The following is a 21,617-nucleotide window of genomic DNA, read 5'->3' as shown; positions in this document are numbered from 1 at the left end:
TCAGATACTTGTCTCGGCGCCGTTCTTTGTCTGTGACCTTTCATTCGACCGGCCGTGGTTTAGTTTCGAATGCAACTGTTTTCGGATTTGTCCCATAGACGCGAGTGTGGCAATAGATAACTATCGCTGCCGGACGTCCAGCATGCGCTGTCATACACCATCGACTCTCCTGAGAGACTACGTTGCATCACTGATGCGAGTCACCGGCTGGAGGATCGCGCTTCTGTCTTCCAATGCCGCTGACCAGGGCAGTTGTACAGCCTGTCAAGGTAGGAAGTTCATGGATGTCCGTCTGCGACGGCCAGTTCGGCGAAAGTTCCGCGCTGGCTTGTACGTTTGCCATTCATTCGCCACCGCCTATCGGGCGACGCAAGACGCGATAGGTTTGTTGTGGCAGAGAGCTCACGATACCCATGCAATCCGACCTGCGCTTCACCTTCACCGCCGGCGACGAATTGTTCGAAGTCGTTGAATTCACGCTGCACGAAGGTTTATCCGAAACCTTCCTGTTGCAGGTGGAACTGGCGAGCGCGAATCCCGCCATCGACTTTGGCGAGGTGCTCGATCGCAACGGCCTGCTCACGATTGGGCAGGGCGGGCAGCCGGTGCGTTACGTGCATGGCGCCATCTCATCGTTCGTTCAGCGTGACACGGGCTTTCGACGTACTCGCTATTCCGCGGTGGTCGAGCCGCGTTTGGCGCGTCTGAAGCTGTCCTCCGACTGGCGCATCTTCCAGACTTTGAGCGTGCCCGAGATCGCCACGGCCGTGCTCAAGGCACACCATCAAACGCTGGACTACGAGCAGCGTGTCACCAGCGAGCATCTGGCGCGCGAGTATTGCGTGCAGGCAGGCGATACCGACTACGATTTCATCGAACGTATCTTGCGCGAGGAAGGCTTCTTCTACGCCTTTCAGCACCGCGCCGACGGTCATCGGTTGATCCACTGCGATCGGCTGTTTATCTTCGGTCGTCAGCAGGGCGAGCCGGTGATCTACAACCCCACGCCCGGCGGCGACCAGCCGCAGCCATGCCTGCGCACCTTCGCCTATACGGAGAACGTGCGTACCGCGCGTCAGGTGCAGCGCGACTACACGTTCAAGAGTCCACGCTATCCGCACGAGTACCCGCGCGAAGGGACCGACCTCGATCACCAGGGTCGCGGCTACGCGCGCTACGACTACCCGGGCCGCTACAAGCATGAAGCCAGCGGCAAGGCCTTCACGCAGGACCGCCTGCGTGGTCACCGTCGCGATGCGCGAGTCGCGCGGGTTACCGGCGATGATGCGCGCCTGCAACCCGGCATCGCGTTCGACCTCACCGGTCACCCGCGCGAGGACATGAACCGCGGCTGGCGCCCGGTGAGCATCGTGCATCACGGCGTGCAGACCACCAGCCAGGCGGAGGAGGGCGCTGACGCGCAGCAGGGCACGCACTACCGCTACGAGGCGGTGCTGGTGCCCGACGATGCCGAGTGGCGCGCCGAGCCGCTGCCGCGCCCGCGCATTGACGGCCCGCAGCCGGCGACCGTGGTCGGCCCCGAAGGCGAAGAGATTTACACGGACGAGTACGGCCGGGTAAAGGTGCAGTTCCCGTGGGATCGCGAAGGCAAGCACGACGAGCACAGCTCGTGCTGGATCCAGGTCGCGCAGAACTGGGCCGGCGCGACCTGGGGCCACATGGCGATCCCACGTATCGGGCAGGAAGTGATCGTGGTCAACCTGGATGGCGATCCGGACCAGCCTCTCATCATCGGGCGGGCGTACAACCGGCTGCAGTTGCCGCCGTACGAGCTGCCGCGGCACAAGACGCGGATGACGATCAAGAGCCAGACGCACAAGGGCGAGGGCTACAACGAACTGCGCTTCGAGGACGAGAAGGATCAAGAGGAAATCTACGTCCACGCGCAGAAGGACCAGAACATCCACGTCAATCACGACGAAACCACCTTCGTCGGCAACGACCGCAACGAACAGGTCGAGCACGACGAAACCATCGCCATCGGTAACGATCGCAAAGAGACCGTTGGGCGCGACGAGCAGGTCACCATCGGCCAGGACCGTCGCCACGATATCGGCCAGGACGACTTCTTGACCATCGGCCGCAACCACACGATCCACACGGGCAAGGACCGTACCGAGGAAGTCGGCAACCATCGTCGCGACAAGACGGCGGCTAACCACACGGCAGATATCGGCGGGCATCTGACGCAGCGCGTGCAGGGGCGTGCCGAGCTGGAGGCGGGACAGGCCATTCGGCAACGCACCAAGGTCTATGAAATCCATGCCGCTGAAGTCCTAGAAGTCAAAGGCCCGGGCGGCACTGTGCGCATCGATGGCGGCGGCATCACGCTGGAAGGCGTGGCGATTCGTACGAAGGGGCCGATGACCCAGCAGAGCGGGGGAGCGAGCAATCCCTTCGCCATCACGGGCGCACCGGCCTCCGGCAAGCCGCTCGATCGGCGGTGCGGCCGCCGTCCGGATGGCACATGTCCGCTCGCTGATTGCACCTGCCTGGGGGGACGAGCGAAATGATCAATACACCGGCGTCGCCGCTGCTCACATGGCAGCGCCTGGACCTTCCTGTAGACGCGCTACCCGACAGCCCCTTCCGCCATCTTCTGCTGATGACCGTGCCCTTGCAGAACTGGGTCTACCGCCCACCCCCGCAGCAAGGGGAGTGGCAGCCCGCCTACGCGCCCGGAGTACTGGATCTGGTCCAGGAGTGGGACCCGTTTCCGCATCGCGCCTGGCTCTGGCAGCACGGCTCGCTCGACGATATCTACGACCAAGGCCCCCTGTTGGTGGACGCCACCGCGCAGCATGCCCTGATGCAGCACGCGCTGGCGGAATGGGTGCCCATCGGAGGTGCCGTCGTCATCGGCGCCGACGCTGACCTGGACACGCTCACCACCCATCTCAGCAGCCTCGTGCAGATTGCCTTGCCGGACGAGAGCCAGGCGCATCTCGACATCCAGCCTCACCACCTCGCCGCGTGGCTCGACGCCCTCGACGAGGATCAGCGCAACGTATGGCTCGGTCCCATGACCAGCCTGCTTTGGCGTACCCACTGGGGGCCGGTCAAGGCGTGGATGCGCCTGGATCGCACAGCCACGCCCAGCCGTGACGACAACGCCGCGCCGTTCACCTTGCGGCCACACGAATGGACCCGCTTCGACGCCAACACCAGCGAGCACTTCCTGCTCAGCCGCAGCTACGAAGTCCAGGCACTGCCGCAGCACGCGCGTCGCTCCCTCGATGACATCCGGCAGTGGGTCGCTCAACTGTTGCAGGTCGCTGCCCAGCTCTACATCAGCGACGACGACGTGGCGAGACGCTACGTCGACCTGGTGGCTCGTCATCCCTGGTTGCTCGAAGACAGGGAAGCTGTCGCCATCCTCAACGACCTCACTGAATCTCCGCAGGCGCGGGTGCGCCAGCTCGCCGCCTTGGCGAACACCAAGGAGTCCTCCCATGACTAAGCCCACGGCCGGCGGCTCGTCCTCGGCTCCTTCGTGCAGTTCGCGCGTGCCCATCCTGCCGATTCGCTATGCCATCGTGCCGCGCGACGACAAGGCACCGTTCTACCGATATGCCGACGCCGGCTTCAAATTGGAAAAGGGCTTCAAGCCCCTCAAGCGCTCGGCCTACACCCTGCGCGCCCTGCGGCCGGGCTACGTCTACGTGTTCATGAAAGGAACGAAGGGCGAACAGCTGGTCATCCACGAATACGACGGTGAAGGGCGCTACAAGGAACTCAAGTACGGCAGCCTCGAGCAGTACCACCGCAAGGATCGTTACAAAACCGGAAACAGCATGGGTTGGGTGTGGGCCGACACCTGCCAGGACAAGGCCAAAGAGGTCTGGATCGGCTACAGCCCGCACCTGTGGACCAACGCCATGACCACCAGGATCACGTCCGACCCGGCCATGCGCCAGCGCCATATGCGCCGGCTCGACATGGCCGAGCTGACCTCCGGTGAAAAAGCCCCGTCCAGCCAGCCGCACGTGCTGCCCGCCAGTGCCCTGAGCAAGTGGGTTGAAGACTGCAAGCCCAAGAGCCAGCGCATCGCCCTGAACTGGAGCAGCCACGCCAGCAAGGACGACTTGCCCGTCAGCACCTTCCTGGCCCAGGGCCAGCACTATCGCTTCACCCAGCCGCGCGTGCCCGTGGTGGTCGTGCTCAACGACGCCGAAGGCATCAGCCTGGATCTCGGCCTGTCGGTTGCCGCCTATCAGCATCAACTGCGCGACATTCTGCCGACGCAGCAGGGTCAGGCTGCCGCGGGCCAAGGCAAGGACCAGCCCCAAGCGCCCTGCGTGCCCGCTTGCTTCCGCTTGGATGTGGAAAAACTCAGCGCCCAGAGCAAGGACTACCACCACAAGAACCTCGTTGCCGCGGTGCTGGAGCAAACGTTGCAAAGCATGTACCCCGCCAACCAGCCCAAGACGGAAGTCTTGGTCAAGCTGCGCGAGGAGCATCAAACCAAGCAAGTGGGGGGCAAGCGCCGGGCGACGCCCTCCGAGCTGCGTTACCAGGTACTCACCGACAAGGGGGTGTCGCCCATCGGCAACCGCCTGGGTGATCGCATCGATACCGCCAAATACCACCAGTTCCTGGCCGAACGCGATCAACGCGAAGCGCAACTACGCACCCACCTGCGCACCGCGCTCCTGGCCTGCACCGACCACGACCAATGGCTGGCCACCGCCGAATCCCGCCATCGCAACGAGCCCACCAGTCTGGCTGCCGCCCTGGCCACCTATGACCGCGATGAGCAGTCGTCCGCCCGGGGCCTCGAAATGACCCTGGCCTTGATGCTCCATCCCATGAGCCAGGCCCTGCCGGGTACGGACGACGAGGATGCGCGCTTCCAACGGTTGAGCGCCTGGCTGGACCAGCACGACAGTCCGCTCTATCTCGCGCTCGCCCCATACAACCCGTTCAAGCAGAAGGCCGATGCGGTGGGCGTGCTGCTGGGCGCTGCCGATGGCGTCATCGAGGGTCTGGCCGGGCGCTTCCCGGTCGCCGCCGGCATCACCGATCTCACCGCCGAAGCGGTGACCACCGTGACGCTCAAGCGCCTGCAGGGCAAGACCCGCTGGGACGCCAGCCGCAACCTGCGTCAGCAGGTGCTCGCCGCCGCTGCCGAAGCCAATGCAGAGAAGGCCTTGGGTCTGCTAAGCGCACGCTACGGCGTCACCAATACGAAGTCGCTCACCGATCCCCTCAGCAAAGAGGTGGACAAGTTCGTGAAGTCCGGCATGGCGGACTTCGAGGAGATCAAGCGCGTACGTGTCAGTGGCAGCCGTACCGTCACCGTCGAAGCGACGTTGATCAAGCGGGTACGCCCTAATATCGCTGCGCTGGCGACCACCGCCGGGGGCGGCGCACTGAACGTCGCCATGCTTTACTTCAACGTCATCGCTCTCAAGAGCGCTTATGCCAGCCTTTGCAGCGACCCGTCCTTCGAAAACGCGGCGGGCTTCGCTTCCGCCATCTTGGGTGTGACTGGAGCGTTGGTGGCAACGGGCGCCAGCGCTCGCTCCACCTATAAGATCATCGTGCTGCGCTACACCGCCAACGCGCCTGGTATGGCGTTCGGTAACGGCGTGATGAGTTTTATTACCGGCAATCTGTTCAGTCGGTTGTTGGGGTATCCGACGATGTTGGCGGGGTTTGCGTCTGATGTAGCAAAGGTTCAAAGGCAATCCGAAAACGGGGACGACATAGCAGCTGCCTACACGGCAGGAGGTGGCTTGCTGGTTTTGCTTGGCGGCGCTGCGATTTTGGAAGGTGGCTTGGCCATTGCAGGTCCGACAGCCGTGGTTCCGGTAGCTGGCTGGGCTGCCGCTGCGATTGTGCTTATCGGGGCAGGCGTTCTTGCCGGCGGGGTTTGGCTCCACTCTCAGTCAGATGCGCGCCGCCATAGCCCCATCGAACTCTGGGCGGCACGCGGCATCTTTGGCAAGCGCCTGAACGATGGTGAAAAGCGCGATGACATCAAGCTGGACGCCAACGGGAAACTGCCGCCGTTTCCCGGCGTCCACGAAGAAATCAAGGCCTGGTACGCCGCCTATTACGCCCCTGTGCTGCTGACCAAGAAAGACGCCGAGGCCATCGGGATCAAAGGCATCGACAGCACCTGGCACCGCAAACTGTTGAAGTGGTCATACCCGGATTGGGGCAGGATCGCGACAAACCAGGTACCACAAACCACGACCACTGTGGAATTCGCGGTCCTGCTACGCGGCTATGTCATGGGGCAAAGCCATTGGTCCGAGATATTGGAGCAAGGCAACATCTGCGTTGTCGGTAACCCGACCTGCTATGACACACGCAGTGGCTTGGTCATCCATTTCAAGAAGGAAGTCACGGAGGTCTACCGGATGGCTTTGCGCATCTACTACAAGCCTAATCAGGGCCTGGATGAAAGCGCGCAGGCCACCGAGCAATTTCAATTGGAGCGTTGAACCGATGGCGATGACATGGCGATTTTCCCGACAGACGCGAACTGGTGTGGCGCCGGCCATCCGCGATCAATTGGTTAGCATTGGCCGGGACCTGTTGTGTTTGCGAAATCCATGGGTGGCGGATTCGGTATTCATGGGGAAAATGTATTCATCCCTTAACATTCCAATGTTCGGATATTTGTGTTGGGTACTAATTGGGAGAGAAAGATTCGGAGTACTTTTCTGGACACTTCTGGCTTGCGTCATCGTGTTCGGATTATTTGCGATCGCAATCTCCGGGTATCGCATCTTCTTCATCAAGCACCTATCCAACTTCTACTTCAATCGCAAGACGCGTAAGGTCTACTACCGGCGCAACAAGACCCTGATTGCGTTCGACTGGGCGCAAACCGAAGGCGCCGAATTCGTGCGCAACGAGTTCGGCGGCCGATCCTTCAGCACGAATTTCGCATTGGCCCTCGGCCCACGGCCGGCGCCCGGTGACGAGCAAGATCGCACCGTTCTCTGGGTCGACAGCAATGCGCCCAGTGACCCCGACCCGCGCTACATCGCTGAGGTGTGGGAATACATCTGCCAGTTCATGGAGAAGGGCCCGGACCACTTGCCGCCGCCCGGCGAGCCCAACTGGTGGTACGTGCCGCTACACCGCATCTGCCTGACCCCGGCCGAAGCCTGGCGCCACTATGCGCCATGGCGCAGCGGCGAGCCGGGCGAGTGGCAAGGCAAGAAGAATTGGCTGTTGCCGATGTGGCTGATCCTGTTCCCGTACAACCTGTTCTCCGCCCTGTGCTGGTATGTGGTGTGCCGCGTGTTCAACGTGTGCAGCGCACCGCCGCCGGCGGAAGCCTTAGAGCGTTGAATCGATGGCGATGACATGGCGATTTTCTCGACAGACGCGAACTGGTGTGGCACCGGCCATCCGCGATCAATTGGTTAGCATTGATCGGGACCTGTTGTGTTTGCGAAATCCATGGGTGGCGGATTCGGTATTCATGGGGAAAATGTATATCTCCATGACCTTGGCTGGCGTTTTTGTCATCACGTACTTGGTATTTTTCACGGGGAATTTCAGTGCCGATCTATTGATAGGTTACTCGATACTCATGGTGTTTCCCGCGTTTGTTTGTATTCTTGTCTGGTACCGCATCTTCTTCGTCAAGCGGTTATCCAACTTCTACTTCAATCGCAAGACGCGCAAGGTCTACTACCAGCGCAACAAGACCCTGATTGCGTTCGACTGGGCACGGACCGAAGGCGCCGAATTCGTGCGCAACGAGTTCGGTGGCCGATCCTTCAGCACGAATTTCGCATTGGCCTTCGGCCCACGGCCGGCGCCCGGTGACGAGAAAGATCGCATCGTTCTCTGGGTCGACAGCAATGCGCCCAATGACCCCGACCCGCGCTACATCGCTGAGGTGTGGGAATACATCTGCCAGTTCATGGAGAAGGGCCCGGACCACTTGCCGCCGCCCGGCGAGCCCAACTGGTGGTACGTGCCGCTACACCGCATCTGCCTGACCCCGGCCGAAGCCTGGCGCCACTATGCGCCATGGCGCAGCGGCGAGCCGGGCGAATGGCAAGGCAAGAAGAACTGGCTAATACCGATGTGGCTGATCCTGTTCCCGTACAACCTGTTCTCCGCCCTGTGCTGGTACGTGGTGTGCCATGTGTTCAACGTGCGCAGCGCACCGCCACCTCCGGAAGCACTGAATGGGGGAGAGCCGACGCGCTGCACGAGGTGAGGCGACGCGATTATCCACACTATCGAACGACCGGAAACACAACATCACACCCCAACGGTCTCGAAGCTGCCGATCAAATATTTTCTGGAGTGCGCTTGCATGAACAACCCCAGCCTCGAAACGGACACCAACGGAGTCAACGACCTACCTAACGTGGTTATCTACACCAGATGGCACCAGGTCGCCCCGCTGTTGGCGCTTTTTTCTCCCCTGCTCGTCGTGGCGATACTCGCGCTATTCCCATCGCTCACCGAAGTATCTCTTCTTGCCATCGCGGCGCTGATAGTCGTCTGTATCGCCACTCCGTTGATCCTGGCCCACGTGGTGTACCCGCCTGCCAAAGACGTGGTGCACATCACACCCGATTCATTGGTCTTCAAGCGCTATGGAACAGTCCCCTTTGACAGTATCACCGCGTATACCTTGGACGGACTGATCCGACTCACGCGCCGGGAACAGCCAACGCTCGCGTTGCTCGGGAACCGCAAGACACCCGGCTACAAGGACTTCCAGGCGGCGCTTGGGCCAGCCATGGCGACGTGGCGGTCGCACCACCCGACGGTGCCGATCAAGCAGAGCCATTTCCAGGGCACGTGGCTAGCAAAGGTGCTCGGCGCGCTGATCGTGGTCAGTTGCGTCGGTCTCACCATTACCGTCGTGACCATGAAGCTCGCCATGGCCTCGTTACCGGCCTTGGCGATCGGCATCTTCGGTGGTCTTCGCCTGTTAGCTAGTAAGCGTCAGGATATTCAAAAGTAGTTCAAACCATAAGGGGCTTGATATGCGACCTATCGTACGCGTCGGCCACCGACACAGCTGTCCTATCCACGGTGAAGGTGTCGTCATCGGCGGCGCCGAGTCAGCTGCCATCAACGGTCGAGCCGTAGCGCGCGTGGGCGACCGCATCAGTTGTGGCGCGGTGATTCAAACCGGCTCGTCCGGCGCGGAGATCGAAGGCCAGCCGGTGGCGCGCGAAGGCGACACCACGAGCCATGGCGGCACTCTGGTCGAGGGCGAAGCAGGATGGCAGGTGGAGTGACAGCGGCTGTTGAAATCAGTCGGAAGTTATCTGTTCGAAGGTCCCGATGGCGGGCAGGTACTCGTCTCGGAGTCAGGCAACATGAGTGGGAATGTCCCGGCGATCCGCCGTGTGCAAATCGATGACCTGCGCCAGGTTATACGCCAAGAAGCCGTGCAGATCCACGACACGATCTCGCATACCATGCATTTCGTGGAAAATGGCGTATTCGGATACCTGCAACTTGCGGCATTAACCGGGATTCCTGTCGCGTCATCTGGTGACGCTGCCAGACGGCACCTATCTCGACCTTCTGTTCGCTACCAGCCAGCAGTCTGTTTGGGACATCTGCGACGGCTGGCGGGGGCCGCCGCAGTGCGAAGCCTTCCTCGCACTGATCGAGCCTGAGTCGGTCACGTTCGCCAACGTCCTGGAGTCCTGCGGCAAGGACCACCATGCAGGAGGCGCGGCCCGCGCACGTAAAAACGGCCATCCTCGCGGATAGCCGTTCAAATCGCGCGTTGCCGCTCAGCGCATCAGAGCGCCATGTCGGCCGACGCCTTCGCGGGGCGTGCCGGGGCCGTGCCCGTCGCCTGCGACGGCGTCGCCATGTCGATCTTCGGCGGCGGCGCCAGTTGCAGCACGTCGCTCGTGTAGGTCCATTCCTCGACGACCTTCGCCGGGCTGTCGTTCAGCTTCGTGCCGTAGCTCGGCACGATCTGGCGGATCTTCTGCTGCCACTCGGGCGTCGCGACCTTGTCCTTGAACACCTTCTTCATCAGGTTCAGCATGATCGGCGCGGCCGTCGACGCGCCCGGCGACGCGCCGAGCAGGCCCGCGATGCTGCCGTCCTGCGAGCTGACGATCTCGGTGCCGAGCTTCAGCACGCCACCCTTCACCGGGTCGCGCTTGATGATCTGCACGCGCTGGCCGGCCTGCCACAGGCGCCAGTCTTCCTTCTTCGCGTTCGGGAAATATTCCTTCAGCGCGTTGAAACGGTCGTCGTCCGACAGCATCAGCTGGCCGGCGAGGTACTGGACCAGCGGAAATTCGTCGACGCCCACGCGCATCATCGGCGCGACGTTGTGCGTGTTGGTGCTCTTGAGCAGGTCGAAGTACGAACCGTTCTTCAGGAACTTGGTCGAGAACGTCGCGAACGGCCCGAACAGAATGATCTTCTTGCCGTCGATGATCCGCGTGTCGAGGTGCGGCACCGACATCGGCGGCGAGCCGACCGACGCCTTGCCGTACGCCTTCGCGAGATGCTGCTTCACAACCTCGGGGTTGTCCGTCACGAGGAACGAGCCGCCGACCGGGAACGCGCCGTAGTCCTTCGCCTCGGGGATGCCCGACGCCTGCAGCAGGTGCAGCGCACCGCCGCCCGCGCCGATGAACACGAACTTCGCGTCGACCGACTGCGCCGGTTCATCCGAGTGCAGCTTGACCCACGTCACGTGCCACGTGCCGTCGGCATTGCGCGTGATCTCGCGCACTTCGCTCGACAGCGACAGCGTGAAGTTCGGTTGCGTCTTCAGGTAGCCGACGAACTGGCGCGTGATCTCGCCGAAGTTCACGTCGGTGCCGATCGGCGTCCACGTCGCCGCGACCTTCTGGTTGCGGTCGCGGCCTTCCATCATCAGCGGCACCCACTGCTTGATCTGGTCGTAGTCTTCCGAATACTGCATGCCGCGGAACAGCGGGCTGGCTTGCAGCGCCTCGTAGCGCTTCTTCAGGAAGCGCACGTTGTCGTCGCCCCACACGAAGCTCATGTGCGGCGTCGAGTTGATGAACGAGTGCGGGTTCTTCAGCACGCCCTGCTTGACCTGCCACGCCCAGAACTGGCGCGAGATCTGGAACGACTCGTTGATCTCGATGGCCTTCGAGATGTCGACCTTGCCGTCCGCCTTCTCCGGCGTGTAGTTGAGTTCGGCGAGCGCCGAGTGGCCGGTGCCGGCGTTGTTCCAGCCGTTCGAGCTTTCCAGCGCGACGCCGTCGAGGCGCTCGACCATCGTCATCGACCAGTCAGGCTGGAGCTCGTGCAGCCAGACGCCGAGCGTCGAGCTCATGATGCCGCCGCCCACCAGCAGGACGTCGACCTTCTTCGTATCGGCGGCGTGCGCGGACGACGCGGCGACGCACAGCGCGAGCGCGGACAGTATTACCCGTAACGTTTTGATCACAGCAGATCCCTTTTTCAACTTGGATGCATCGGTTTGCCAAGCCGCCCGGCGCGTGTGTCGACCGCGGCGAAACGCGGATCCGGAGATCCGGATCGCGAATCCGGAATTCCGGATCGACGCCGCGCCGCGTTGCATTTGCGCACGCGAAACCGTCGGGAAGGACACCTTCGGATCGGCTTCCCGCGGGCAGGCAAGCGCCTGCGTCACAGTGGCGCACGACGCGCCCGGGCCCTTGCGGCAAGCCACGGCGGAAGGCGCTTCAGGCTGCGTGGAAAGAGGCCGCGCGCGACGCGTTTTGCGGGGGGCGGGGTGGCAAGGGGCGCGTAATGTAACCGAACTCGTTTGCTGTGTCACAAACGAAAAATACCGTTGTTTTCGTGGGGTTTTTTGCGTGTCCGGGTTTCCGGAATGACGGTCGGCGGAACCGGGAAACGTGTGGATAACTGCGCGGGATCGCGAGGGGTTTTCGGGAGCGTCTTGCTCGTGTCTCGTCGTGTCGCGGCAGCGTGCCGCGACACGATCGCGCGACGTCACGCCACTTTACTTGGCGGCAGCGTTCCGGCAGAACTGGTCGTACGCTTGCGCCGAATTTGCGAAGCCCTTCTGCTTCGCGAGTTCCCACGGGCGCTCGCATCGTTGCGTCGTTTCGCACCACGAATAGCCGGCCGAGCCGATGCAGCCGTGCGCGTCGCGATCGCTGCCGACCATCGGCGGGGCGGGCGGCGTGGATGGTGCGGCACAGGCGCTCAGTGCGAACGCGCAGGCCAGCGTGGCGGCCAGCGACAGGGAAGGGACGAAACGCTTCATGGGTGGTGCTCCATGGGATGGGTATTCGGAGAATCGGCTGACGGCCCCTGCGTTCGCCGCGTCGTTCAGGCGCCCGGTACCGGCACGCGCGACGAGAACTTCACTTCGCGCAACGCGAGGCTCGACTGGATCGACGAAACCCCGGCCTGCTTGCGCAGCACGCGCTCGACGAATTCGGCGTACGCATCGAGATCGGCCGCGACGACCTGCAGGATGTAGTCGGCCGCGCCAGTGATCTTGTGGCACGACGTCACTTCGTCGTGCCGTCGCATCACCTCCTCGAAGTGATCGGAATCCTCGTCGGAATGCATGTTGAACGTCACCTGCACGAACGCGAACACGTTCATGCCGAGCGCGCGCCGGTCGAGATTCGCCTGGTAGCCGGTGATGACGCCTTCGTCCTCGAGCCGCTTGCGGCGGCGCCAGCAGGGCGTGACGCTCAGCGACAGCTTCTCGCCGAGCGTCGCGTTCGACAGCGCGCCGTCGTCCTGCAGCAGGCGCAGCATGGCGCGGTCCACGCCATCCAGTTCGACCGAAGCGCGAATTTTGCTCATTTCCGGGATTCCGTAGGCGGTTTTCGCAAAATTGTACGAAAGGCGCGCGTCGAAAGCAAAGTTATTGCCGCCTGCGGTCAATAAACTGTTGCCACCCTCACCGCAACAGTCAACCATGCTCACGGTCTACAGCAGCGATCACCAATTGCATCGCGGCGTCGAACTGAAGGACGGCGCGATCACCGATTCGTTCGAAAACCCCCTTCGCGCCGAGACGGTGCTCGCGCAGGTGCGTGCCACTGGACTTGGCGACGTCATCGCGCCGAAACCGTTCGACCGCGCGCACTACGCGGCCGCGCACAGCGCGCGCTACGTCGATTTCCTCGCCGGCGCGTGGGACGAGTGGGCCGCGACGGGCCGCACCTGCCAGGCGTTGCCGCTCGTGTGGCCGGTGCGCGCGATGCCGGCCGCCGCGACGCCGCCCGCGTTCATCGACGGCAAGCTCGGCTTCTACGCGATGGACGCCGGTGCGCCGATCAACGTCGGCACTTGGGACGCCGTGAGCGCGAGCGCGAACTCGGCGCTCACCGGCGCCGACCTGCTGTCGAGCGGCGCGGCGCGCGCGGCGTTCGCGCTGTGCCGCCCGCCCGGCCATCACGCGGGCCGCGAGTACATGGGCGGCTATTGCTACCTGAACAACGCGGCGATCGCCGCGCAGCACTGCATCGCGCAGGGCGCCGCGCGCGTCGCGGTGCTCGACGTCGATTTCCACCACGGCAACGGCACGCAGGACATCTTCTACGACCGTGCGGACGTGCTGTTCGCATCGATCCACGGCGAGGCGCCGGTGTCGTACCCGTACTTCTCCGGCTACGCGGAGGAGCGCGGCATCGGTGCGGGCGAAGGCTACAACCTGAACCTGCCGCTGCCGAAGGGCACGCTGTGGGACACCTATTCGGCGGCGCTCGACCAGGCGGCAACCGCGATCGCCGCGCATGCGCCCGACGCGCTCGTCGTCTCGCTCGGCGTCGATACCTTCGAGCACGACCCGATCAGCCATTTCCGGCTGCGCTCGCCCGACTACCTGCGCATCGGCGCGGCGCTCGCGCGCCTGAACCTGCCGACGCTGTTCGTGATGGAAGGCGGCTACATGGTCGACGAGATCGGCATCAACGCGGTGAACGTACTGCTGGGATTCGAAGGGCGCGCGTGAGCGCATGCGCGGCCTTCGACGAACGACGAATCCGAACACGAACGAAGTGCGACAAAGGAGGAGACAGGCATGAACCGGCATCACAAGACGGCACTCGCCACCGCGGCCGCATTGACGTGCGCGCTGGCCGCATGGCCCGCGCACGCGGACGAGATCGTGCGCATCGGCCACGTCGCGCCGCTGACCGGCGCGATCGCGCATCTCGGCAAGGACAGCGAGAACGGCGCGCGCCTCGCGGTCGAGGAAATCAATGCGAAGGGGCTAGTGATCGGCGGCAAGAAGGTCACGCTGCAGCTCGACGCGCAGGACGACGCGGGCGATCCGCGTACCGCGACGCAGGTCGCGCAGCGGCTCGTCGACGACAAGGTGATCGGTGTCGTCGGCCATCACAACTCGGGCACGTCGATTCCGGCGTCGCGCGTCTATCGCGACGGCGGCGTCGTGCAGATCTCGCAGGCCGCGACCAACCCGACCTACACGCAGCAGGGCTTCAAGACGACCTATCGCGTCGTCGCGACCGACGCGCAGCAGGGGCCCGCGCTCGCGATGTATGCGGCGAAGAACATGGGCATCAGGACGGTGGCCGTGGTCGACGATTCGACCGCGTACGGGCAGGGCCTCGCGACCGAGTTCGAGAAAGCCGCGAAGGCGGCCGGCATGAATGTCGTGTCGCGCGACGCGACCAACGACAAGGCGATCGACTTCCGCGCGATCCTCACGAAGATCAAGGGCGCGAACCCGGACGCGATCATGTACGGCGGCATGGACGCGACGGGCGGCCCGCTCGCGAAGCAGGCGCGCCAGCTCGGCATGCGGGCGAAGATCCTCGCCGGCGACGGCGTGTGCTCGACCGACCTGCCGAAGCTCGCGGGTCCGGCCTCCGACAACGTCGTGTGCTCCGAAGCCGGCATCGCGCTCGAGAAGATGCCGGGCGGCGCGGCGTTCGCGAAGCGCTACGAAGCGCGTTACCACCAGCCGATGCAGGTGTATGCGCCGTTCTCGTACGACGCCGTCTACATCATCGTCGACGCGATGAAACGCGCGAACTCGACCGATCCGGCGAAGGTGCTGGCCGCGATGCCGGCCACCGACTATCGCGGCGTGATCGGCGAAACGAGCTTCACGCCGCAGGGCGACCTGAAGCACGGCGCGATCTCGGTGTTCACTTACAAGAGCGGCAAGAAGGCGCTGCTCGATATCGTGAAGATGTGACGCGGCGGTGATGTTGCATTGATGTCGCGCCTGATGTCGCGGGGGCCGCGAAGCGGGACAGGCTTCGCGGCCTTCGCCGTTTACAGCGCGCGCACTCGCGTGCTGTCGCCGCGGCGCTCCGCGTCGTGCACGATGTGCAGCTCGCGTGCGCGGATCGGCAGCACGCAATCCGCATCGGCAAGCGTCTTGCGCACCTGGCGCGCGAGGCGCCAGCGCATCGCCCAGAACTTGTCGGTGTGCGTCCACACGCGCATGTTCGCGACCGCCGTGCTGTCGTCGAAGCGCATCACCATCACGTCCGGTTCCGGCTCGCGGAGCACGTCGGGATCGGCGAGCGCCAGCTTGCGCAGCGCATCGAGCGCACGGTCGATGTCGTCGTGTACCGATACTTCCACTTCGAGATCGAGGCGGCGTGTCGGGTTGCGCGTGTAGTTGCGAATCGAGCTGCCCCACAGCGCGCTGTTCGGCACGTACTCGCAGATGCCGTCCGGTTTAGTCAGCCGAGTCATGAAGAGCCCGACCTCGTCGACGGTGCCCGCGACTCCCGTGCCGCCGTCGATATAGTCGCCGACCTTGAACGGCCGCAGCAGCAGGAGCATGATGCCGGCCGCGATGTTCTGCATCGTGCCTTGCAGCGCGAGGCCGATTGCGAGGCCTGCGGCGCCGAGCACCGCGACGATGCTCGCGGTTTCGATGCCGAGCTGCGACAGCGCGCCGACGATCGCGACGATGCGGATGCCCCACACGGCCACGTCGCAGAGGATCGGCCGCAGCGTGTCGTCGACGCGCTCCTTGTTCGAGAGCAGGCGGTTCAGCCAGTTGCCGATGCGTTTCGACAGCCACCAGCCGACGACGAGCAGCGCCAGGCCGGCACATAGCTTGATGGAGAGGGTGGACAGTGCGTTCCACAGGAACGTCCAGCGTTCCGGGTGTAGTTGGTCGAGAAACATGAAGGAATTCCGGGTTGAGGAAGCCGTGCGCGATGCGACGCGAACGTGCCGTGGTCGGGCACGCTCGCGCTCACGCGCCGGCAGCGTTCGACTGTACCTGCGGCACGATGGTTCGCTCGCGTGGGTGGGGTCGAATGCCGCACAGCCGTGCCGCCGGTGCACGACATCGCGATTTCGATCTAGTACGAAGCGACTTTTCCAGTAACTGAGACTTGTCCTATTCAGCTGCTTCGATCGCGCCGATACACTCGTCTTCACGTTGCCGGGTCGCGACGATCGTTCCTCCGCGATACCCGGTTCTTTCCCGATTTTTCATTGACAAACAGCGAGTGACGACGTCATGCGGTTAGACCTGCGTTTCCGTCTCGCACGCGAACAAGGTCTATCCGCGCTCCGCGGCGTTTGCGGTCTCCCGATGCGCCGCACGTTGCTGCGCGGTGTCGTCGCGGCCGCCTGTGTGGCGAGTGCACCGGGTGCGTCGGCGCAGGTGTCCCACGACACCGCGCCGTTTTCGCCCGTGACGGCCGACCTTGTCGACGTGCCCTTTTTCGATGCCGCGCGAACGACGTGGGGCGGCTTGCATGCATCGTCGGCAGCGCCGCTCGACGTTGCCTACGCGTTGCCTGCGTCGACCGTGCCGAACGTGCCGAACGTGCCGAGCGCGCATGAACGCGATGGCGCCGTTGCGCGCTTCGGTGCATGTGTGGCCTACCGCGTGCTGTGCGATGCGGCGCGCGGTGCGGTCGAGCGCGCGTACGCGTCGAGGTTCGATTACGGTCTTGCATCGGCGTTGCCCGCGATGGGTGAACGGGCCGCGTATGAACGGCGTCCCGTCGATCTCGCCGCCGCTGAACCGTTCGTGCTCGAAGAGGCCGAGCGCGGCGCGCGTGGCGGCGCGATCGTCGGCAGCCTGCGGGCGTCGCTGGCGCGCGCCGATCTGCCGGCCGGCGTTGCCGAGCAGGTCATCCGCATGCTCGCCGGGCACATCGACCTGAAACAGCACGGCGCACTCGGCGACACCTTTCGCGTCGCATACGAACCCGACGACAGCGCGATGCAGCCGGGCGGCACGCGCGTGACGGCGCTCGAGCTTCGCTTTCGCGGCCAGTACGTCACGGGCGTGTGGTTTGCGCCCGCTGATGGCTCGTCGGGTGGTTATTACGACTTCGACGGCGTGCCGCTTGCCGGTTCGCGGTTTGCGATGCCGGTCAACGCAACGCGGATCAGCTCGCATTTCGGGGCGCGCGTGCATCCGGTGACCGGCGCGCGTCATGTGCATTCCGGCGTCGATCTCGCGGCACCGGCCGGGCGCGCGGTTCATGCGTCGGAACGTGGGGTCGTGACGTTCATCGGCACCGAGCCGAGCGGCTATGGCAAGTACGTGGTGATTCGCCATGACGGCGGTTATGCGTCGTACTACGCGCACCTGTCGGCGTTCGAGCCGACGCTGCGAACCGGCATGCGGGTTGCGCGCGGCCAGCGTGTCGGCGCGGTCGGCAGCACGGGGACGGCCACGGGGCCGCATCTGCATTTCGAGGTGCGCAGGCATGACCGTCTCGTCGACCCGGTCGCGCTGGTACAGGCGGGCGACGCGGCGAAGCTGAAGGGTGAGCGGCGCGTGGCGTTCAACCAGGTGGCGCTCGGTGCGCGCACGCAGCTCGCGTCTGCCGACTGGCTGCGGTCGGTCGCGATGTCGACGCTTTCCCCGTCGCACGATGGCTGACCCCGCGGACTTGCAATGTGGGAATTAGATCGTTTGGTTAACTGACGAATCGCAAAGACGTCGCCTTAGAGTCTGAAGGAAGCGTGTAGAAGACGAATTGACAAACGGAAGCCGGATACCCGGTTCACCTGGCCTGACGAGAGGTACCTGATCGGGGCGCGTGGCCGGCAGCGGGCATGTCGCTTTGTCGCAGGAGTCGCAATACATGCGGATGGTCACGTGCCCGGAGCGCGCCGACCGGAAGGACTCGACAGGTTTGATGGGGGTTAGCAAATTTGCTAATATCGCGATGAAGAAGTGGACGATCCTGTACTACGACGAACGGGTAAAGCGTGATGTGTTCGCTTTGCCCAAGGGCATTCTGGCTGGCTACCTCCTACTGATCGAGGCGATGGAAGAACACGGTGCGGATCTGCGGATGCCGTATTCGCGCGCGATGGGGGAAGGATTGTTTGAATTGCGCCCGCGAGGCCGTGAAGGCATCGGGCGTGTGTTCTATTGCATCCGGGTGGGATATGAACTCGTCGTCCTGCATTCCTTCGTCAAGAAGACGCAGGAGACACCCAACGACGAGTTGCAAATCGCCCGCAGGCGAATGAAGGAGGTACGTAACAATGGCTAAGGCTCGCCCCGCACATACAAGCGAGGAGCGGTATGCACCTGTCCGACACACTGCCGAAGACACCGCACGTCTGCTCGCCGATCCGGCCATCAAGGCGGAATACGATGCACTGGAAGAGGAGTTCACCGCGCTTCGTGCGTTGCTCGACGCGCGCAAGGATGCGGGCCTGACTCAGGCTCAGGTCGCCGAACGAATGGGCACCACGACGTCGGCAGTATCGAGGCTCGAAGCTTCGTTTTCGAGCGAGAAGCACTCGCCGTCGTTTGCGACGCTGCGCAAGTACGCCGCAGCGTGCGGCAAGAAGCTTGTCATTTCGTTCGCGTGAACACGCTGGCGTCAGGCGCTGATTTCGCAAACGAACTTCGTCGGGAGACCGCATACGCGGCCACGATCCTGACTGTGAATCCCGCGCCTCGAGAAACTGCAGCCCGTCCGGTTCATCGTGTGGGCACTTCGTAGTCGAACACATTGGCTGCAGAATCAGTGTGGTCCGATTGTTTGTCACGTTCGTTCACGTTAACGCCACAGGTTCGACCGGCAACCAGATTTCCAGCACGCCGGCGCCCGTCACCGGATCGTAGTCGCCGCTGTAGCGCTCGAACTCGGGTGCGTCCACCGCCTTGAATCCCGACGTCGGCAGCCAGCCGTTCCAGATGCTGTAGAAGGTCTGGTGCAACGTCGAGACATGCCCGGCGTGTTCGAACACCGCGTACCGCTGTGGCGCCAGTTCGACCCAGCGAAACGGCGCGGGCAGCCGGTCGCGGCTCGTGACTTCCACGCCCGCGATGTATTCGAAGCTGCCGTCCGCATCGGGGTTGCAGCACACGCCGTACGTCACGTCGCCGACCTGGCCGGGAAGGGTACCGATGTATGGGATGAACGCTTGCCAGAGCGCCGGAATCCCTTCGTTGGTGTCAAACGTATAGCGGTCGCTCATGCCCGCGATCAACCGCTTGCCGGCGGTTTCGAAGCGCGACGGCCTCACGTCGATGATCTTCAGTTCTTTCATGCGCAGCGGCTCCACAAGAGACAATCCGTCGAGGGTGCGCCGTGCCCGCACGTCCTCGGGCGTGACGCCGAAGAGATCGCGGAAGGCGCGCGTAAACGCCTCATGGGAGCCATAGCCGGCATCGAGCGCCACGTGCAGGATGTCCGGCGCGCCTTGCGCGAGTGCGCGTGCCGCGCGCGTGAGCCGCCGCGACCGCACGTAGCGCATCACCGGCCAGCCGGTATTCATCGAGAACAGGCGCGAGAAGCCGAAGCGCGACATGTCGCAACTGGCGGAGATCCTGTCGAGCGTCAGTTCCGTGTCTAGCGTGGTTTCGATAAACCAGAGTGCTTGTCCTACCGGATTCATGGCGTGCCAATGAGTGTGTCGGGCGGACTATATGGTATCGGCGCCGGGGGCATTTGATCGTTCTTGCGGCGCGGGCAGGGCGTGCGCCGGCTGACGCACTGGAGCGGATCGCCACGCCGGGCGGCGTGGCGACGGCGGGCAGGGCGGTGCGACTCAGCCCAGCGGCCAGTTCAGGAACACGATGCCGTCGTTGTAGTCGTCGTCGGCGCCGTCTTCCGAGCCGACGATCCCGAAATACGACTTCTTGAAGATATCGACCTGCCGCGAGCCGAGCCGCGACGGCTTGCCGTTCGCCATCACGATCACGCGCACGCGTCCCTTGCCGGAATCGAGCACCTTGGTGCCGAGGTTCTGGTCCTGCGCGCCGGCACCCTTGAACGTGGCGGCCGGTTTCGGGTTGTCGTCGACGTAGATGTCGATCGTCTGGTCGTTCGCCGCGTTGGTGAGCGCGGTGACGCCGAACTTGATGTTCGGCGGCAGATTGAACGTGCCGTCGCGCTCGCCGCCGCCGATGCTGCCGGCACCGCTGCCGCCCTCCGCACCGGTTTCGTTGCCGCCGCCGGCGGGCGACGACGATGACGCCGCCGTTTCCCCGATCGCGGACAGGCTCGCGTACGAGTCGATATGCATCGCGCTGCCGCGCACGCTTTTCCACTGGCCCTTCACGAACGTGACGCCGGTGCCGACGTCGATCGTCGCGACGAGCGTGAACGGCATGCGCCCGGTGCTTTCGGGCACCTTCGACGAATAGGTGAAGCAGCCGTCCGCGACGACGCCCTTGTCGGTCGCGATCGCGAAATAGATGCCGGGGAAGTTGTTGCCGGTCGCGTACGGCGTCGGCACGTTGAGGATGACCTGCAGTTTCCCGTTTCGAATCTCTGCCTTGGCGATGTCGATGTACAGGCCCGGGATGTCGACGTAGGTCTCCGAGGTCGCCACGGGTGCACTGATGATCGAAGCCGAAAGGAGGGGCATGGATGTCTCCGTTGGTAGGACGGGTTTCTGTGGAGTGCGGCGCGAGGCGCCGCTGAATGCGGTGCCCAACCGCCGGCCGGCCCGGAGGCGGCCGGCGGTGGTCGGTCGTCGGCCGTGCGTCAGGTCAGCCGATCGGCCACTGGAGCACGACGATGCCGTCGTTGTAGTCGCTGTCGTGGCCGTCTTCCGACACGACGATCCCGAAGTTGACCGTGTACGGCGAGCCGTCCGATTTCTTGCCGTTGATCGGCGCGAGGCGCGCGTCGGTGGCTGATGGCTTGCCGTTCACCGACACTTCGAAGCGGATCTTGCCGTTGCCGGAATTCAGCGTCGCTTCACGCGGGCCGTCGCGCGTCGTCAGCTTGTGATACGCGGCAGGTTCCTTGCTGTCGCCGATGAACAGCTTGATGTGCTGCTGCTCGGCGGCATTCGCGAAGAAAATCGCGCGGAAATCGGTATTCGGCGGAATCGAAAACTCGCCGGCGCGATTGGAAGACGTTTGAGAATCGGCCATGCTCTCCTCCTGAGGAATGATGGGTAAGGCTTGGAGCTGTGTCGCGCAAACGTTTGCCGTTTGAAATGCGACGCATCGAGCATGCCGAAAAATAAATCAGAAAATATTCGCCGGGGAATGGCTATTGTTCAGTAAATCGAAAACCGAGGTTAATCGATTTAATGAAACGTGTTTAATTGGCGCTATTTGCAGATATTCGGGAAACTATATCGGTGCCCATATCGCTTTTCTGAACGATGCGCGATAACGCCGGCGGGGAGGCAGGGGAGGCGACAGCAATCGGGCTTGGGCGCGGACGTTCGGCGTTCGCATATGGCAGCGTTCGTTTCAACATCAG

The 21,617-nt window shown here is 63.6% G+C and carries 20 protein-coding genes; 13 read left to right on the top strand and 7 right to left on the bottom strand.

Annotated elements, in window-relative coordinates:
• Positions 1 to 413: 413 nt before the first annotated feature.
• The 8 genes from ACTJLD_RS05035 to ACTJLD_RS05000 all read left to right on the top strand — a co-directional run bounded on the left by ACTJLD_RS05035 (position 414) and on the right by ACTJLD_RS05000 (position 9,738).
• Positions 414 to 2,534, top strand: a complete 2,121-nt coding sequence (locus tag ACTJLD_RS05035) for a type VI secretion system Vgr family protein (RefSeq protein ID WP_440658185.1) — start codon at positions 414 to 416, stop codon at positions 2,532 to 2,534.
• Positions 2,531 to 3,481: a DUF4123 domain-containing protein gene (locus ACTJLD_RS05030; RefSeq protein ID WP_440658182.1), complete on the top strand. Its 951-nt coding sequence runs from the start codon at positions 2,531 to 2,533 to the stop codon at positions 3,479 to 3,481. Before ACTJLD_RS05035 ends, ACTJLD_RS05030 begins: the two co-directional genes overlap by 4 nt.
• Entirely contained in the window at positions 3,474 to 6,473 is a 3,000-nt protein-coding gene (locus tag ACTJLD_RS05025) for a T6SS effector BTH_I2691 family protein (RefSeq protein WP_440658181.1), read from the top strand. The genes ACTJLD_RS05030 and ACTJLD_RS05025 overlap by 8 nt, the downstream gene beginning before the upstream one ends.
• A 247-nt stretch (positions 6,474 to 6,720) precedes the next feature.
• Positions 6,721 to 7,332, top strand: coding sequence for a DUF6708 domain-containing protein (locus tag ACTJLD_RS05020; protein ID WP_440658180.1), 612 nt, complete (start codon positions 6,721 to 6,723; stop codon positions 7,330 to 7,332).
• A gap of 4 nt (positions 7,333 to 7,336) precedes the next feature.
• Positions 7,337 to 8,215, top strand: coding sequence for a DUF6708 domain-containing protein (locus ACTJLD_RS05015; protein WP_060358824.1), 879 nt, complete (start codon positions 7,337 to 7,339; stop codon positions 8,213 to 8,215).
• A 99-nt stretch (positions 8,216 to 8,314) separates the two neighbouring features.
• The gene (locus ACTJLD_RS05010) at positions 8,315 to 8,974 is read left to right on the top strand and encodes a hypothetical protein (RefSeq protein ID WP_060358825.1); all 660 of its coding nucleotides are present in this window, start codon (positions 8,315 to 8,317) and stop codon (positions 8,972 to 8,974) included.
• A 22-nt stretch (positions 8,975 to 8,996) separates the two neighbouring features.
• On the top strand, positions 8,997 to 9,254 hold the full coding sequence (locus ACTJLD_RS05005) for a PAAR domain-containing protein (RefSeq protein ID WP_060373259.1): 258 nt from the start codon (positions 8,997 to 8,999) through the stop codon (positions 9,252 to 9,254).
• Positions 9,255 to 9,513: 259 nt separating this feature from the next.
• The gene (locus ACTJLD_RS05000; protein WP_059587076.1) at positions 9,514 to 9,738 is read left to right on the top strand and encodes a hypothetical protein; all 225 of its coding nucleotides are present in this window, start codon (positions 9,514 to 9,516) and stop codon (positions 9,736 to 9,738) included.
• 31 nt (positions 9,739 to 9,769) lie between these two features.
• On the opposite strand, the gene mqo is transcribed toward ACTJLD_RS05000, so the two are convergent.
• The 3 genes from mqo to ACTJLD_RS04985 all read right to left on the bottom strand — a co-directional run bounded on the left by mqo (position 9,770) and on the right by ACTJLD_RS04985 (position 12,774).
• Positions 9,770 to 11,431: a malate dehydrogenase (quinone) gene (gene mqo, locus ACTJLD_RS04995; RefSeq protein WP_172535130.1), complete on the bottom strand. Its 1,662-nt coding sequence runs from the start codon at positions 11,429 to 11,431 to the stop codon at positions 9,770 to 9,772.
• Positions 11,432 to 11,953: 522 nt separating this feature from the next.
• Positions 11,954 to 12,220 (bottom strand): hypothetical protein, encoded by a 267-nt coding sequence (locus tag ACTJLD_RS04990; protein WP_440658178.1) that lies wholly within the window; start codon positions 12,218 to 12,220, stop codon positions 11,954 to 11,956.
• A gap of 65 nt (positions 12,221 to 12,285) precedes the next feature.
• The gene (locus tag ACTJLD_RS04985) at positions 12,286 to 12,774 is read right to left on the bottom strand and encodes an Lrp/AsnC family transcriptional regulator (protein WP_027790012.1); all 489 of its coding nucleotides are present in this window, start codon (positions 12,772 to 12,774) and stop codon (positions 12,286 to 12,288) included.
• A gap of 115 nt (positions 12,775 to 12,889) precedes the next feature.
• On the opposite strand from ACTJLD_RS04985, the gene ACTJLD_RS04980 reads away from it, so the two are divergent.
• Positions 12,890 to 13,927 (top strand): histone deacetylase family protein, encoded by a 1,038-nt coding sequence (locus tag ACTJLD_RS04980; RefSeq protein WP_124919121.1) that lies wholly within the window; start codon positions 12,890 to 12,892, stop codon positions 13,925 to 13,927.
• Between the two features lie 69 nt (positions 13,928 to 13,996).
• Positions 13,997 to 15,139: a branched-chain amino acid ABC transporter substrate-binding protein gene (locus ACTJLD_RS04975; RefSeq protein ID WP_440658177.1), complete on the top strand. Its 1,143-nt coding sequence runs from the start codon at positions 13,997 to 13,999 to the stop codon at positions 15,137 to 15,139.
• 80 nt (positions 15,140 to 15,219) lie between these two features.
• On the opposite strand, the gene ACTJLD_RS04970 is transcribed toward ACTJLD_RS04975, so the two are convergent.
• On the bottom strand, positions 15,220 to 16,089 hold the full coding sequence (locus tag ACTJLD_RS04970; protein ID WP_440658176.1) for a mechanosensitive ion channel family protein: 870 nt from the start codon (positions 16,087 to 16,089) through the stop codon (positions 15,220 to 15,222).
• A gap of 340 nt (positions 16,090 to 16,429) precedes the next feature.
• Here ACTJLD_RS04970 and ACTJLD_RS04965 point away from each other — a divergent pair, with 340 nt between their 5' ends.
• The 3 genes from ACTJLD_RS04965 to ACTJLD_RS04955 all read left to right on the top strand — a co-directional run bounded on the left by ACTJLD_RS04965 (position 16,430) and on the right by ACTJLD_RS04955 (position 18,759).
• Positions 16,430 to 17,812, top strand: a complete 1,383-nt coding sequence (locus tag ACTJLD_RS04965; RefSeq protein ID WP_440658175.1) for a M23 family metallopeptidase — start codon at positions 16,430 to 16,432, stop codon at positions 17,810 to 17,812.
• Positions 17,813 to 18,101: 289 nt separating this feature from the next.
• Positions 18,102 to 18,434: a type II toxin-antitoxin system RelE/ParE family toxin gene (locus ACTJLD_RS04960; RefSeq protein WP_059696229.1), complete on the top strand. Its 333-nt coding sequence runs from the start codon at positions 18,102 to 18,104 to the stop codon at positions 18,432 to 18,434.
• Positions 18,427 to 18,759, top strand: coding sequence for a helix-turn-helix domain-containing protein (locus ACTJLD_RS04955; RefSeq protein WP_060086048.1), 333 nt, complete (start codon positions 18,427 to 18,429; stop codon positions 18,757 to 18,759). The genes ACTJLD_RS04960 and ACTJLD_RS04955 overlap by 8 nt, the downstream gene beginning before the upstream one ends.
• Before the next feature lie 186 nt (positions 18,760 to 18,945).
• On the opposite strand, the gene ACTJLD_RS04950 is transcribed toward ACTJLD_RS04955, so the two are convergent.
• From ACTJLD_RS04950 to ACTJLD_RS04940, 3 genes are all read right to left on the bottom strand, one after another.
• Complete coding sequence (locus ACTJLD_RS04950; protein WP_060086049.1) at positions 18,946 to 19,791, bottom strand: AraC family transcriptional regulator; 846 nt, start codon at positions 19,789 to 19,791, stop codon at positions 18,946 to 18,948.
• A gap of 153 nt (positions 19,792 to 19,944) precedes the next feature.
• Positions 19,945 to 20,766, bottom strand: coding sequence for a fucose-binding lectin II (locus ACTJLD_RS04945; RefSeq protein WP_060341712.1), 822 nt, complete (start codon positions 20,764 to 20,766; stop codon positions 19,945 to 19,947).
• Between the two features lie 124 nt (positions 20,767 to 20,890).
• Positions 20,891 to 21,280, bottom strand: a complete 390-nt coding sequence (locus ACTJLD_RS04940; protein WP_027790003.1) for a fucose-binding lectin II — start codon at positions 21,278 to 21,280, stop codon at positions 20,891 to 20,893.
• Between the last annotated feature and the right edge of the window lie 337 nt (positions 21,281 to 21,617).

This window comes from Burkholderia sp. 22088, assembly GCF_052045915.1.
GTDB classification, from domain to species: domain Bacteria; phylum Pseudomonadota; class Gammaproteobacteria; order Burkholderiales; family Burkholderiaceae; genus Burkholderia; species Burkholderia cepacia.
This window is presented reverse-complemented; position numbering and strand designations above follow the sequence as displayed.

What these genes read in the sequence shown, in the direction of transcription:
- ACTJLD_RS04970 (WP_440658176.1), bottom strand. Translation starts at nt 16,089, where the DNA reads ATGTTTCTCGACCAACTACACCCGGAACGCTGGACGTTCCTGTGGAAC.
- ACTJLD_RS04950 (WP_060086049.1), bottom strand. Translation starts at nt 19,791, where the DNA reads ATGAATCCGGTAGGACAAGCACTCTGGTTTATCGAAACCACGCTAGAC.
- ACTJLD_RS04985 (WP_027790012.1), bottom strand. Translation starts at nt 12,774, where the DNA reads ATGAGCAAAATTCGCGCTTCGGTCGAACTGGATGGCGTGGACCGCGCC.
- ACTJLD_RS04955 (WP_060086048.1), top strand. Translation starts at nt 18,427, where the DNA reads ATGGCTAAGGCTCGCCCCGCACATACAAGCGAGGAGCGGTATGCACCT.
- ACTJLD_RS05030 (WP_440658182.1), top strand. Translation starts at nt 2,531, where the DNA reads ATGATCAATACACCGGCGTCGCCGCTGCTCACATGGCAGCGCCTGGAC.
- ACTJLD_RS04975 (WP_440658177.1), top strand. Translation starts at nt 13,997, where the DNA reads ATGAACCGGCATCACAAGACGGCACTCGCCACCGCGGCCGCATTGACG.
- ACTJLD_RS05015 (WP_060358824.1), top strand. Translation starts at nt 7,337, where the DNA reads ATGGCGATGACATGGCGATTTTCTCGACAGACGCGAACTGGTGTGGCA.
- ACTJLD_RS04940 (WP_027790003.1), bottom strand. Translation starts at nt 21,280, where the DNA reads ATGGCCGATTCTCAAACGTCTTCCAATCGCGCCGGCGAGTTTTCGATT.
- ACTJLD_RS04980 (WP_124919121.1), top strand. Translation starts at nt 12,890, where the DNA reads ATGCTCACGGTCTACAGCAGCGATCACCAATTGCATCGCGGCGTCGAA.
- ACTJLD_RS05005 (WP_060373259.1), top strand. Translation starts at nt 8,997, where the DNA reads ATGCGACCTATCGTACGCGTCGGCCACCGACACAGCTGTCCTATCCAC.
- ACTJLD_RS04945 (WP_060341712.1), bottom strand. Translation starts at nt 20,766, where the DNA reads ATGCCCCTCCTTTCGGCTTCGATCATCAGTGCACCCGTGGCGACCTCG.
- ACTJLD_RS05025 (WP_440658181.1), top strand. Translation starts at nt 3,474, where the DNA reads ATGACTAAGCCCACGGCCGGCGGCTCGTCCTCGGCTCCTTCGTGCAGT.
- ACTJLD_RS05035 (WP_440658185.1), top strand. Translation starts at nt 414, where the DNA reads ATGCAATCCGACCTGCGCTTCACCTTCACCGCCGGCGACGAATTGTTC.
- ACTJLD_RS04990 (WP_440658178.1), bottom strand. Translation starts at nt 12,220, where the DNA reads ATGAAGCGTTTCGTCCCTTCCCTGTCGCTGGCCGCCACGCTGGCCTGC.
- ACTJLD_RS05010 (WP_060358825.1), top strand. Translation starts at nt 8,315, where the DNA reads ATGAACAACCCCAGCCTCGAAACGGACACCAACGGAGTCAACGACCTA.
- ACTJLD_RS04960 (WP_059696229.1), top strand. Translation starts at nt 18,102, where the DNA reads ATGAAGAAGTGGACGATCCTGTACTACGACGAACGGGTAAAGCGTGAT.
- ACTJLD_RS04965 (WP_440658175.1), top strand. Translation starts at nt 16,430, where the DNA reads ATGCGGTTAGACCTGCGTTTCCGTCTCGCACGCGAACAAGGTCTATCC.